Origin of the sequence: Nostoc sp. FACHB-133 (assembly GCF_014698055.1) — a bacterium.
Lineage (GTDB): Bacteria > Cyanobacteriota > Cyanobacteriia > Cyanobacteriales > Nostocaceae > Nostoc.
Map to the genome: position 1 here is coordinate 1 of NZ_JACJSH010000023.1, position 12,225 is coordinate 12,225.

12 protein-coding genes are annotated in these 12,225 nt (G+C 43.5%); 2 read left to right on the top strand and 10 right to left on the bottom strand.

The annotated features are described in order from the left end of the window. Positions 1 to 416, bottom strand: a 416-nt coding sequence (locus tag H6G86_RS19370) for a transposase (protein WP_190935660.1), incomplete at its 3' end; no start/stop codon positions are given. Positions 417 to 673: 257 nt separating this feature from the next. Here H6G86_RS19370 and H6G86_RS19375 point away from each other — a divergent pair. Then, complete coding sequence (locus H6G86_RS19375) at positions 674 to 937, top strand: hypothetical protein (RefSeq protein WP_190935661.1); 264 nt, start codon at positions 674 to 676, stop codon at positions 935 to 937. A gap of 32 nt (positions 938 to 969) precedes the next feature. After that, the gene (locus H6G86_RS19380; RefSeq protein WP_190935662.1) at positions 970 to 1,662 is read left to right on the top strand and encodes a response regulator transcription factor; all 693 of its coding nucleotides are present in this window, start codon (positions 970 to 972) and stop codon (positions 1,660 to 1,662) included. A 248-nt stretch (positions 1,663 to 1,910) separates the two neighbouring features. Here the strand turns inward: H6G86_RS19380 and H6G86_RS19385 are convergent, their stop codons facing one another. The 9 genes from H6G86_RS19385 to H6G86_RS19425 all read right to left on the bottom strand — a co-directional run bounded on the left by H6G86_RS19385 (position 1,911) and on the right by H6G86_RS19425 (position 12,162). Beyond that, a complete protein-coding gene (locus H6G86_RS19385; RefSeq protein ID WP_190935663.1) occupies positions 1,911 to 2,504 on the bottom strand; it encodes a DUF3455 domain-containing protein in 594 nt (197 codons plus the stop codon). Between the two features lie 26 nt (positions 2,505 to 2,530). Next, positions 2,531 to 5,458, bottom strand: coding sequence for an NHLP bacteriocin export ABC transporter permease/ATPase subunit (locus tag H6G86_RS19390; protein ID WP_190935664.1), 2,928 nt, complete (start codon positions 5,456 to 5,458; stop codon positions 2,531 to 2,533). Positions 5,459 to 5,639: 181 nt separating this feature from the next. Further along, entirely contained in the window at positions 5,640 to 7,883 is a 2,244-nt protein-coding gene (locus H6G86_RS19395) for an NHLP family bacteriocin export ABC transporter peptidase/permease/ATPase subunit (protein ID WP_190935665.1), read from the bottom strand. Between the two features lie 2 nt (positions 7,884 to 7,885). Then, positions 7,886 to 9,328 carry an NHLP bacteriocin system secretion protein gene (locus H6G86_RS19400; protein ID WP_190935666.1) on the bottom strand — a complete coding sequence of 481 codons (1,443 nt, stop codon included), beginning with the start codon at positions 9,326 to 9,328 and terminating at the stop codon, positions 7,886 to 7,888. Positions 9,329 to 9,558: 230 nt separating this feature from the next. Continuing rightward, a complete protein-coding gene (locus H6G86_RS19405; protein WP_190935667.1) occupies positions 9,559 to 10,656 on the bottom strand; it encodes a cyclic nucleotide-binding domain-containing protein in 1,098 nt (365 codons plus the stop codon). Between the two features lie 187 nt (positions 10,657 to 10,843). Beyond that, positions 10,844 to 11,077, bottom strand: a complete 234-nt coding sequence (locus tag H6G86_RS19410; protein ID WP_190935668.1) for a hypothetical protein — start codon at positions 11,075 to 11,077, stop codon at positions 10,844 to 10,846. 133 nt (positions 11,078 to 11,210) lie between these two features. Further along, complete coding sequence (locus tag H6G86_RS19415; RefSeq protein WP_190935669.1) at positions 11,211 to 11,582, bottom strand: CTB family bacteriocin; 372 nt, start codon at positions 11,580 to 11,582, stop codon at positions 11,211 to 11,213. Positions 11,583 to 11,632: 50 nt separating this feature from the next. After that, positions 11,633 to 11,872, bottom strand: coding sequence for a hypothetical protein (locus H6G86_RS19420; RefSeq protein WP_114085746.1), 240 nt, complete (start codon positions 11,870 to 11,872; stop codon positions 11,633 to 11,635). Positions 11,873 to 11,901: 29 nt separating this feature from the next. Beyond that, a complete protein-coding gene (locus H6G86_RS19425) occupies positions 11,902 to 12,162 on the bottom strand; it encodes a CTB family bacteriocin (RefSeq protein WP_190935670.1) in 261 nt (86 codons plus the stop codon). Positions 12,163 to 12,225: the final 63 nt, after the last annotated feature.

Consider the following 12,225-nt stretch of genomic DNA (forward strand, 5'->3'; position numbering starts at 1 on the left):
CATCGTAAGCCACTAACCTTAACAACTTGACTGTTACTTGAACGTACTGGGTCTCGATATATTCCTTTTGCCTTAATTTTATTGCCTTTACGGCGTTCAATCGTATCATCTATTCCCATAATGATTGGCCCGCTTGGTAAAAACACTGTTACCATGAGCGTTAATAAAATTCGGCTTGCTTTCAAACTTGACCATACTGCCTGATTTAATACACGATGATAATTTTGAAAGTGTTCCTCCTGATTCAGTCCCATGACTATAAGTACCGAAGTAATGGTACGTTTACCTGTTGTTAAAATCGCTCCAATTACTAAAGTTTGGACATGATACCAGACTGGCTTGGTAAACAGCGCCCTAAACGGTAGTAGGATACTGGCGATTTCAACTGGTATTGTTGTATTCATGGGAAGATACACACAATTATCCTTCAATCTCAGTGTATTGCTCTTGTCACCAGTATTCACCAAGACTGTATTTAAATGTTATGTATGCAGCAAAACCCACATCTTTTAGCGATCGCCTACATTTATGATGACCCGTAGCGAAAAATGGATAAAGTCGAGCTTAGAGGATGTTTGAAAACTCCTCTTGTCGGTATCAAATAGTTTTAGATCCTCTAAATCCCTCTTAAAAAAGGGGGACTTTGATTCCGTTTCTCCCCTTTTAAGCTACGGTGTACACACAAGTAGGAAATACAGTCCGTCAACAATTAAAAGAATGGTATCAGAAAGCAAAAGCCAAAAAAGGTAAGTTGCGTCGCACGTTGGATGTGAGCAGTTGTTTTGCAGCGTTGCTGTTATGGGTGATAAGTTTGCTGCCTGCTGAGAGCAAACGCATTGCCCTAGCCCTGGATGCCCCATACCAAATTGTTAAATGTTGTAACGTTTCTACAAGGGTTTCAGGTAATCCTTCATTAATTTTTGGAGATATCTATTGATCGTTCATCAAAACCAGAAAGAGATAATTACCATGAAAAATGATAAATCCTCTCCTATTCGCCTGTTAATCGTTGACGATCAGAGCCTCATTCGTCAGGGACTGAAAGCAATGCTAGAACAGGAACCTGATTTGGAAGTGGTTGGTGATGCTGAGAACGGTAAAGTTGCTCTAGAGCTTGTTGCAGAACTTCAGCCCGATGTGGTGCTAATGGATATTCGGATGCCCGAAATGGATGGACGAACTGCAACAAAACTGATTATGCAAAACTTTCCTAATATCAAAGTTCTCGTCTTGAGTACATTTGATGATGATTCTTATCTAACAGGGGCAATGCGTGCAGGCGCAAAAGGATATTTGCTAAAAGATATGCCTTCAAGTGAGCTAGCAGATGCAATTCGCTTTGGGCATTCTGGCTATACTCAATTTGGGCCGGGGTTATTTGATAAATTATTGGTTACGGAAGCAGCTTCAGCTAACCAAAATTCCGCTTCATCAAAGCCATCGGAAATTACCGCACGAGAACAAGAGGTTTTATGTTTGATCGGTGTTGGTGCAACGAACCGCGAAATTGCCCAACAACTTTATATTACCGAAGGAACGGTAAAAACTCATGTGACGAGTATCTTAAACCGCCTCAATCTCAAAAATCGATCGCAACTGGCAATCTATGCAAATTCTGTTCTCAATCAAGAAAAGAAACTAGCCGAGAAGCTACCCGAATAAACCGGAGAACGAGAGAACAATTCTAGGACTAGCCCTTTCAAAATGGGTAAAAATTTTGGTCAAAAAATTCCTCTTCAATCTCTTGACTCTGTGTTCTCTGCGTCTCTGTGGTTAAATAAATTATTTTTAAACCACAGAGGCACAGAGAGAAAAAAAGAGATTTAACGAGTCACGTTGAAAAGGCTAGTCCGAAATTCTTATATAAAACATCTAAATAAGGGCATTTTCCCCTTGTTTATTAATATTGATTACTTAATCTTATAAAATAGATAATTAGCCGTGTAATTCACACTAATTTCTCGATTTTCGGATGATTTATCACACCCTTGAACAGGAGATTTTCCACCAACTGTATTGATCCGTTGAATCCAATTTACTTGGCGTAAGATACCATTTCCTTCATAAGATTGCGCTTCTAATAATAGCCAGGGAATGGCATCATCTTGTGGTGCATTTACCTTAGATTTCAATTTCCCTAAAACTTTGCTACCGTCTTTGGCTTCCCAAGTCGGGCCTGCATAATGCTTGCCCAAATCTTGCCCTTGCTCATTCAGCAACACGGCATCGGGAGCCTTAAGCGTCCACTCATACTGCTCAAGAGATTCTGATTTCGGTTTGCAGATATAAATTTGTGAACCCTTGGCAGATGCTTTTAGAAGAAGTTGCTCACCATTTGGAACTTTTATACTATCAGGGATCGCAGCCACATCCGCTATGCGTTGGGCAGGCTCCATAGTTCCGGCAATCGCAGTTTTTACAGAAACACCCCAGCCATTCAACATCAACAGCGAAACAACGAGGCTGCAATTTATCTGAATAATTTTACAAAAAGTAGGTGACATAGTAGATATCTCCTTCATTTGTGATTTTAAAGCTTTTGTCGCGCCATCAGTTGGGCAAACAGTCCTGGTTGATTGGCGAGTTGATCAAAACTGCCTTCTTGCACCACGCGACCATTCTCGAATACATAGATGCGATCGGCGTTGCGAATAGTACTCAGACGGTGAGCGATCGCAATTCGTGTCACCTTCAAACGCTCTAAACTTTGACTGACGATCGCTTGAGTGCGGTTATCTAAGGCACTGGTGGCTTCATCAAATAACAAGATTTTGGGTTTTAATACTAGCGATCGGGCAATCAATAATCGCTGGCGTTGCCCTCCAGAAATATTGGTTCCTCCTTCACTAATTACCGTGTGCATTCCCATTGGCATAGATTCGACATCCTCAGCAAAGCCAGCCATCCGCGCCGCTTCCCACGCTTCATCCATCGAGATCATTGCTCCACTGGCAATATTCTCAAAGATCGATGCAGATGTCAATCGGCTATTTTGCATCACAACTCCTAGTTGCCGACGCACTGCATGAATATCCAACCCTGTTAAATCTTGTCCGTCGTAATAAATTGTGCCAGATTCCGGGACATCAAACCCCAGTAATAATCGGAACAGCGTTGATTTTCCACTCCCCGAAGCTCCGACAAAAGCGATAAATTCCCCAGGTTCAGCATGGATGCTAACATCATCCAATGTCAAAGGCCCGTCATCTCGATACCGGAAAATTACATGATCCACAACCACTCGCCCAGAAAGCCGACCTGGATCAGTTTTTTCCGAGTCAACTTCCGGTTTGGATTCGAGAATCGGCTGCGCTCGTTCCCACAAAGGAACCACTTGCAAAACATCTATAATTGTGCTGCTGAGACTGGTAGCTCCACCGATAAATGTGCCAAATGCCGCATTAAATGCTAAAAATACACCTGTAGATAAACCACCTTCTGGGGAATTGGCTTGCTGAAGTAAACTGCTGGCGAACCAGAAAAGGATTGCTGTAGTCAATACAGGCAATATTTTATTAATCACAGCCAGAGCATCTTCAATGCCTTGGGTACTCAGCATCCATTTGATTTGCTGACTATACTGTTTTCCCCAAAAAGCAAAGGCGCGGGCTTCTGCGCCTGCAACTCGCAATTTGCTAACGCCGTTGATTAACTGCACCATTACCCCTGAGAGTTGTCCTTGTAACTCTAGTAAGGGACGAACCTTCCGCAGAGTGTAAATTCCCGAAACCAGAGTAATAGTAATGTTGACAAAAGCCACAAGAGTGGCAATTAAGGCTAGTGAACCGTTGTAGTAAAAAAGCAGTCCTAAATTCAAAAACGCAAACAAACTGGTGAAAATACTTCTAAGAACAGTGCTACTGAGCTTTTGGCGGATTTGGCTAATGGCGCTGACCCGTGAGTTCAAGTCTCCAGTTGAGTACTGACGGAAGAATGATGCTTTTAGATTCAATAACCGATCCCAGACTGCTGCTTGGGTGGAAGCATCGGCAAAGGTTTCCACGCGCATGATTGCGAAGCCTTGGGCAAGTTGAAACAAGGTGCTACCAAATGCAGTTGCTAGCAGCGCTAAGGCAATTTGCACTAATAAACCGCGATTGGCATCAGGAATGGCACTGTCAATCAAGATGGCCATAGCTTGGGGGACAATCATTCCTAATAAACTTGTCGCCATACCCGCAGCCAAGACAATCAACAATTCCTTGTAGTGTCCTTGGAGAGCAAATTTCAGTAAATCGATGGTGGTGAGGACTTTATCAGGTAATGGGCGATAGAAGGTATACCCGGTGAGCGCCAGTTTTATCGCAGTTTTAGCATTAACCGGAGTGCGCGATCGCTTAATTGGATCAAAAATTTCATAGCGGGTATCAGACACAGGTAACAGCGCCACCGGATTGTTATCTTCTAGCGTGTAAGCCAGCATCGCACCGCAATCCTTCTTCCACCATTGACCCTGCAAACTGATCGTTCTGGTTCGTAAACGAGAAGCCCGAGCGATCGCTTGTAGCGGATCTTGAACTCGTTTCAGGTCTTCAGACTTGGCTGGTGGTCGAATCGTCACACCCAAAGTTCGCCCTACAGCACCCGCAGCGATGAGCAAAGCTTGGTCAAAATCATTGGCTTCAATTTGAGCAGAAGCGGCTATTTGCGGAGATTGCAGCAACGAGGCTAACTCGCCCAGCGTCTCCTTCATTACATGATCGTTGAGGTGTTGCCGTTCTTGAAATCGGTTTAATTCTACCGCTTTTTCCTCCTGTTCCAGAAGAAAAAGGCTCTGAAGAAAGTAGACTTGAATTTGGAAAATCCCCCTCAACAGAGTATTCGCATCCTCAATTTCAGATGTAGTTAGGATTTCTAGCTCGGTTGTATCTTCAGCTTGAAACCACATATCTGCGCTCAACGGCAACAATCCTGATTGAGGCATAACTAACAGTTGCTCAAACCCCATCCAAACTGCGTAACCACGCTGAATTTGTACCCAGGATACAAGCTCTCGCTGTGGTTGGAAAATCTGACCACTGCTGAGTGAGAAGTAGCGAACCCCTTCTTCTTGAAACGGCAGTCCCGGTGGAGTAATAGAAGACAGCGCCAATCCTAGTTGCTCAATCCATCCCTCGATTAAAGTTACGGCTTCGCCATTGCGATCACTAATAAATTCCCGAAAATCCTTCCTTGAAACTTTCATAAGTTCCGTTTCTTCAATCGACACCGCCAGCAGTTGATAGGGTATCGGCTGAGAATCACTAATGATGCCAAACATTGCCTGTTTAGTTCGGGTGGTAAATAAATAGCGGCGACTTCCCTCAGCAATTCCCTCTTTCACCGGAATCGCAAACACCGCCAATGAACCCGATTTTACGATCCAAATCGTCTTCGGGTCATTGAGAATAATTGGCTCATTGCCTTTAAAGTGATAATACTCTCCCGGCAGGGTGGCGCTGCGAATCTGATCTAACATATATATTCCTGCTCCCTAAAATTAATATAAAAATGTTTATTTCTTGCTTCATCCAAGATGTATGAAAGATTTCACACAGAGATTAAAGATTGAGTTATCGCACTTTTTTATTTCGCCTTACAACCCATAAACTTAAATGAAATCTGTTTTTTAATTACGAATTACGAATTACGAATTAGTCTCACTCTTCCTGAACCGCTTCCCCTTCACTGCGAATCAATTGCAAATACTTACCTTCAACCTGCTGCAATTCCTCATGGCTACCCCGTTGCACCACCTTGCCGCGATCGAAGACAATAATTTCGTCACAATCCCGAATTGTGCTTAACCGATGCGCCACAATTACACAAGTACAGCCACGCTCCCGAAGTCTCTGATCGATCATCTTTTCTGCTTCAGCATCAAGCGCACTGGTAGCTTCATCCATCACCAAAATTGCCGGATTATTCACTAAAGTGCGGGCAATTTCTAATCTTTGTCGCTGTCCACCGCTCAAATTAGATGCCCCTTCTGCGAGGTCAGCGTTGTAGCCTCCAGGCATGGAAAGCACTACATCCTGAATAGCCGCATCTTTGCAAGCACGAACCAAGTTACTAAAAGGCACAGTCGAATCCCAAAGCGTGAGATTGTCGCGGACAGTGCCTGCAAAAAGCGAGATATCTTGCTCAACTAGGGCAATTGAATTAGTCAGAATCGATCGCGGAATATGTTTTCTGGGTTTACCATCAAATAAAATCTCTCCCGCCCACTGTTCGTATAATCCACATACCAGCTTGGCAACGGTTGACTTACCCGAACCACTGCCACCCACTAAGGCAACTCGTTGACCGGGTTTAAGTGAAAGACTGAAATTTTCGATTAAGGGAGGTGCAGAGCGGTTATAGCCAAAGGTGATATTACGGAGTTCAACATAACCCTGAAGCCGAACGTTTGCAGCAGGTAGCTGAGTTGGCGATATACTAAGGTCTCGCTCTACGGCAGGGTCGATGGGATTGCGTAACACATCATCTAACCGACCCAAATTGCCTTCCATTTCCTGGAGTTCACCCGCTAAACTCACCAGATTATTTACAGGCTCTAGAAATCTTTGCATCAAGGCTTGAAAGGCAATCAGCATCCCAATACTGAGTACGCCATCCATTACCCGTAGCCCTCCCACCGCTAGCAAAAGCATAGATGTAATGGAGGTGAGAAATGACGGCAACACACCCAGGTTTTGATTAGTTGTATCCATTTCTTGCCGAGCATTAATTGCCTTAGCGTAATAACCTGCCCAGCGCGAAAAGAATTCTGACTCTAGCCCGGATGCTTTGAGCGTTTCCATACTTTGCAGTCCCGAAATCGCTACCCCATTGACTTTGCCTTGTTCTTGCATTAATCGCAAGTTGGCATCGACACGCTGCCGTGAAACCCATCGCCACACGCTGACATTCACGATTACAAAGGCAATGCCGATCGCAGTGAGAACGACATCATATTGCAGCATAACTGCGGCATAAAAGACAACGGTGAAGGCTGAGATTACTGTCGTCGCTAATCTTCCTGAAAGCAGATTTGCCAAGCTATCGTTGAGGCGAACACGGCTGCTAATTTCACCAGCAAATCGCTGATCGTAAAAACTCACTGGTAGCCGTAGAATATGCCACAAAAATCGGCTAGACATCCCCACAGCCAGCTTAATTTTCATGCGTCGCAGAAATTGCAGCTGAAGCAATGTGAGAAAACCATTCAAAATAGCTGTGAGGATCATCCCTAAAATTAATGGCCGCAACCAATCACTTCTGCCTTCAATCAAGACATTATCAACAAAGGCTTGGGAGAATGCAGGGATGGCTAATCCGGGAATCACTAACAGCAAGCCGGCGATCACACAATAAATAAGCGCTCCCAGAGAACTCTGCAATCGATCCCATAAGGATAATGTCAGGCTCGGTTTCCGTCCTCCTGGCTGGAATTCTGCACTCGGTTCACCAACTAGTACTACCCCGGTAAAAGACTGATCGAATTCTGGGAGCGAAACTGTGCGCGGCCCAGTAGCAGGATCGTTAAGATAAACTTTGTCTTTGGCAAATCCTTCGACGATTAGAAAATGGTTGAAATTCCAAAAGACAATATAAGGACATTGCAGTTTGCGTAACCCAGCCAAATCGACTTTAAAGCCTTTCGCCTGTAATCCGTAGCTACGAGCCGCATTGAGAATATTAGATGCTTTACTGCCATCTCGTGAAACACCACAAGCTTGACGGAGTTCTGCAAGGGGGACAATGCGATCGTAGTATCCTAAAATAATTCCCAGTGCGGCTGCACCGCATTCTACTGCCTCCATTTGTAAGAGGGTGGGAGTCCGACGACGGCGATCGGGACGGCTGATGAGTCGTTGAAATTTTTTAAATCTAAGCCCAATTTGTGATTGAATTTGCCGCATAATCAATACATTCCACTCCACGATCGCAGAATCGGAAACACAAAGGAAATCGGGGATTGTTCATCCACTTTCACGCGCACTGAGGTCGTGGTTCCCGGTGTAATTTGGCTATTTGGCCCTTTAGAGGATGACCACCGAAAACGGCTTTTAGTCGAAGGATCTGGCTCAAGTTCTGCAAAAACTTGAATTTGTGCGCCTTCTGTGGTTAAACCTTGTAAAACTTCCAGACCACCGACAACACTTGATGCGCTTTCCTTACTAACCGGAAATGCAGAAATACTTGTGACTTTCCCGATAATACCACCAAAGCGTTCTCGTTTAACGGTTGAAGGAGTGACTTGCAACTCCATCCCTTTCTGAATTTTTTTGCCTTCGCTGACTGGGAAGAATGCCACCCCAACTAACTTATTCCCAGAGTCTCTAGCTTCGATGGTGCCAATGCGAGCGCCTTTTTCCAGGGTTTGTCCAGGAACAGCAGAAAGTTCGAGAATTCGTCCATTGAAATTGCTAGTTACCTGGCTGTTTGCTTTGATTTCTAATTTTAATTCTGCGATCGCTCGTTGGGTGTCTTGGATTTCTTTTCTGCGATTAGTAGAAATAGCTAAATCTTGTTCTGCTTGCCCAGCAAACTTACTATCTAGTACTGCTAACTGTGCTTGCAATTCTTTTGTTGAATTGATATTTGCTAAGAATTCTCGTTCTGCATCCGCTTCTTTAACATTAAGTTGTTTCAGTTGCGATTCTATTTCATTGATTTTAGTTTTACTATTGAGAAATTCCTGTTGCGCCTGAAGAACGGTATCACTCGAAACTGCTCCTTCTTCGCGTAACTTTTGGCGAATGTCAAATCGTTCTTTGAACGTGGGCATCAAATCTCGCGTTGTCTGCAACTGTTCCTGTAAGTTCTGACGCTCTTGCCGAATCGACTCCAGACCTTTACTTCTGAGAATTGGTGTTAGTGATTGGGTTGTTTTGAGAGTTTGCAAAAGTGCTTGACGTTGTTGCCCAATTGCACCCTTATCTAAAACCGTTCGCTGAAGTTGCAGAGAATTGGCATTTTGGTCTTGTTCCTGAAGTTGAGCAAGCTTGACTCGTGCAAGTTTCAACTTATCTTGAAGTTCAGTTTGGTCGATTGTCGCTAGTACCTGTCCTTTCTTCACCTCATCGCCTGTACGAACAAAAAGCATAAGAATCTGCCCGGAACTAGGAGACTGGAACCCAACGACTTTGCTAGGAAAAACCAGTACGCCTTGTCCAGCTACAGTAATGGGAATGCGACCAAAAACACTCCAAACAAGTCCAACAACAATTAGAGATCCCATCGCAGTTAACGGAATCCATTTCTTTGGTTGAACCACCTGCATAAGTTGATCGAGCCGCTCCGGGGAGGATAAACGATCAAGTGCTTCTTTACGGAATAGATTGCTTTTGTTGACCGTTACCATACTGACTCCATTTAAGTTGTAGAAATTTGTATATTAGGAATTGGGAATTGGGAATTGGGAATTGGGAATTGGGAATTGGGAATTGGGAATTGGAAATGGGAATTGGGAATTGGATACTTTAAAAGTAAAAGCTAAAGACAACAGAGATAGAGATTAGAGATAGAGATAAAGAGTAAATTTTTCCTAATACCCAATCCCCAATCCCTATTCACCAGTCCCCAGTCCCCAGTTCAATTCCCGCGAATCTGCTTCAGCATCCAATCAAATCGAGTCCCCGCCAATGTCACTTGAGCCAAAAAGCTAGAACTCAGTTCATCTTCATAAGTCAAGCGTTCATCTAAAGATTTACCTGAGCTATAGTTAATCCTGCCGTAACCCAGACTATTAATGATTCCTTGCTGTTTATCTGCTAACAAAATCGCTAAGACTCGATAAAATCGGGCAGCAAAACCCACATCGTGTAACAATTTGGCAGAAAGCCGCCATCTGGGAATCGATAACACAGTCGCATCCTCAACCGCGCGAATTGTCATCGCAGGTGGACTGGCTTCGACAAAGGGCGTTTCGCCAACTATGTCACCCCGCGATAATCTCGCAAACTCCCGTTCGATATGATCTGTCTGTTCTAAAGTTGAAAAGGCGCGGGTGAGAGGATTGCTTGTATCTTCAGCAATAGAAGCCACCATCTTGCCATCTAATAAAATATAGAGAGCATCAACGGGTCTTCCGGCTTGAAACAACACTGTTCCCGCAGGAAGTCTCATAGCATTTCCTGCAACAATCATCCAACCAATATCGCTATCATTTAATTCTGCAAATGTGAATAAGATTTCTCGAATTTGGGGCTGAAAAAGCACGACTGTGCTTTGGCCAATTTGACCGATCATCTGCTCTAATCGGTGAGCAAGTAGAACTGCGATCGCTCGATAAAAATGGGCTGCAAAGGTGACATCTTCTTGCAATTTTTGAATCAATTGCTGCTGAGGAATCATCAACACCAGGGACTTTCTCGCAGCTTTGACTGTAGTTGAAGATTGGTAGGAGGCTAAAAAAGGCATTTCTCCTACAACTTCACCATTTGCCAGCAATGCAACCTCTCGTCCAGATAGTTCGCCACCTTCAAGGGCGGCAAATGCCCGACCAATGGGATTATCGTCAGCCTGAGCCACAGAAACGCTTAATGCACCATCAAGCAGAATGTAGAGAGCATCAACAGGTGTTCCTTGGCGGATGAGGGTCGTACCAGCAGTAATTTCTTCTCTTTGACCCGTTGCCAAGATCCAGTCAATATCGCTATTTGTCAGTTCCTTAAGTAGAACTTCTGTCATAATTTAACTTCCTTGTGTTCTGCTAACGGGAGAGAAATAGAGACGGGTAATTCGTAATTCGTAATTTAATTTATGGTTCAGATATAGAGAAGCCTTAACTTAGACTTTCCGCAATTTTGAATTTTGAATTTTTCAACTCCCCATTGCGCGATTAACTAGGTTGATGAGTTGCTACAGGTTTTTAGCATCAATCACCGCGACCTTCATTCGGCTCAACGCTTATTGGTTTATTGCCATTCCAATAAGGAAGCTTTATATTCTCAAGCTTGTTTGCGATCGCTTCAGACAAATCCTTATATTTATCGTCCGTAGGATACTCACCTGGATAATGCTCGCCTACGGCAATACCACCCGAAATATTTGCGAGTTCTTGAAGCGATAGCTCTTGTGATTCATTTTGCTTTTTGTTTTCCATTGCCATTTTTTCCTTGTCATTTCATTTATTACTAAATTGACCTAATTTTATGAAAGTGAAATTATTAATCACACAAGAATAATTTCAGAAAGCAGTTGGACAAGTTTTGCTCAACTGCAATTGATTTGAGAAACTCCGTTTATGTAGAACCTTCGATCGCAGATATATCTCCAAACAACTCACCAAGAACCTTTAGATCCTCTGTTGTCGCGTCGGTGATGGAGAGGTGGAACACAGAAGAGTCTGTTGTCTCTGCATGAAAAGCCGACCGTTTTGAGTGAAACCCTCCTCTTCGTGATGATTGTTGGCTAAATCCCCTTGTCGATCTGTGAAATCGTGTAGATGTAAACTGCAAATTGAAACCACCAGCTACATCGTCTAACTCTTCATCTGATAGTTCGATCGCTTCATCATTCGGAGTAATTTCGTCACCTGACATAGAAGCTCCTTGACCCCACGTGTTAAAGTTAAATAAGGCGGAGGGAGTTAACTGATTGGCTGCTAGGCTCATGGTTAACAACCCCTCCTGCTCCCGAAATTCGTCAAACCGAGAAATCCAGATCAAGCTTCAGGGCTAGAAATACCGGCTTCCTTAAACTCTCTAAGGTCTTGCTCAGAGAAAACGCTTACTTGAAAGGTAACGCTCTTAATGCCGCCTTCTTTAGGAATTTCCACAAAACCAAACTGAGAATCTATAGCATTTGCGTTTGTTCCAAAGACATCGCTAGTTGCGCCACCGGCAATATAATCAAGTTCTTGATTGGATAGTTCCAGCATTTCATTAGGCTGCACATTTTCCATGATCGTTGTCCTTCTCCTTATGGTGTTGATTATGAGCCTAGAAATAAATTACTAGGAATTCCGCTAGGAAATTCTTCTCCAGTGAATTTGATTTCGTGCAAATCTTGTTTAGATATAGTAGTTTCCTGACTGTTGAAGGATGCAATGCCGCCATCAGCACCGATAATCACTGCACTACTTTGCTTATCTGAAAAGTTGAAGTTGTGAGCATCGACAAAGCTAAAAGCACCACCAGCAACGTTATCTAGTTCTTCAGAAGATAATTCTACGGGTTGATTGTTGTCAGGCATGATGTTTTTTCCTTAATTTATGATGTGTATGGTTTATCAAGCAGAACGCTTTATTAAGTTTTG

Excerpts from the sequence above, each read along its gene's own strand:
- H6G86_RS19380 (WP_190935662.1), top strand. The coding sequence starts at position 970 with ATGAAAAATGATAAATCCTCTCCTATTCGCCTGTTAATCGTTGACGAT.
- H6G86_RS19385 (WP_190935663.1), bottom strand. The coding sequence starts at position 2,504 with ATGTCACCTACTTTTTGTAAAATTATTCAGATAAATTGCAGCCTCGTT.
- H6G86_RS19390 (WP_190935664.1), bottom strand. The coding sequence starts at position 5,458 with ATGTTAGATCAGATTCGCAGCGCCACCCTGCCGGGAGAGTATTATCAC.
- H6G86_RS19395 (WP_190935665.1), bottom strand. The coding sequence starts at position 7,883 with ATGCGGCAAATTCAATCACAAATTGGGCTTAGATTTAAAAAATTTCAA.
- H6G86_RS19400 (WP_190935666.1), bottom strand. The coding sequence starts at position 9,328 with ATGGTAACGGTCAACAAAAGCAATCTATTCCGTAAAGAAGCACTTGAT.
- H6G86_RS19405 (WP_190935667.1), bottom strand. The coding sequence starts at position 10,656 with ATGACAGAAGTTCTACTTAAGGAACTGACAAATAGCGATATTGACTGG.
- H6G86_RS19410 (WP_190935668.1), bottom strand. The coding sequence starts at position 11,077 with ATGGCAATGGAAAACAAAAAGCAAAATGAATCACAAGAGCTATCGCTT.
- H6G86_RS19415 (WP_190935669.1), bottom strand. The coding sequence starts at position 11,582 with ATGAGCCTAGCAGCCAATCAGTTAACTCCCTCCGCCTTATTTAACTTT.
- H6G86_RS19420 (WP_114085746.1), bottom strand. The coding sequence starts at position 11,872 with ATGGAAAATGTGCAGCCTAATGAAATGCTGGAACTATCCAATCAAGAA.
- H6G86_RS19425 (WP_190935670.1), bottom strand. The coding sequence starts at position 12,162 with ATGCCTGACAACAATCAACCCGTAGAATTATCTTCTGAAGAACTAGAT.